2 protein-coding genes are annotated in these 297 nt (G+C 60.3%); both read left to right on the top strand.

Translation table 11 applies throughout. The features are described 5' to 3' along the window. Positions 1 to 83: 83 nt before the first annotated feature. Positions 84 to 167 carry an AsnC family transcriptional regulator gene (locus tag EN851_RS37600; protein ID WP_245520909.1) on the top strand — a complete coding sequence of 28 codons (84 nt, stop codon included), beginning with the start codon at positions 84 to 86 and terminating at the stop codon, positions 165 to 167. After that, positions 168 to 297: winged helix-turn-helix transcriptional regulator (locus tag EN851_RS37980; RefSeq protein ID WP_348630751.1), on the top strand; the 130-nt coding region annotated here is incomplete at its 3' end.

Here is a 297-nt window from a genome sequence, read left to right as displayed (position 1 = left end):
ATAGCGCTTTGCGCTTGAACATTGTTCCTTTTCGTTATCCAAATGGCATGAAATGAAGGACGAAGTCCGGCCTTTCCGGCCACATGGGAGAACGAACGATACTGGACGCCCTCGACCGCAGAATAGTGGCCGCGCTCGAGCGCGACGCGCGAATCTCCTTCGGCTAGCTGGCCGAGGAGGTCGGGCTGAGCAAGACGCCATGCTGGAAACGGGTGAAGGCGCTGGAGGAGGCCGGCGTCATCAAGGGTTACTCGACCCGCATCGATCCGGCCAGGATCGGCTTCGGCATCGAGGCCT

It is taken from the genome of Mesorhizobium sp. M8A.F.Ca.ET.208.01.1.1, from assembly GCF_004791315.1.
Lineage (GTDB): Bacteria > Pseudomonadota > Alphaproteobacteria > Rhizobiales > Rhizobiaceae > Mesorhizobium.
This window is presented reverse-complemented; position numbering and strand designations above follow the sequence as displayed.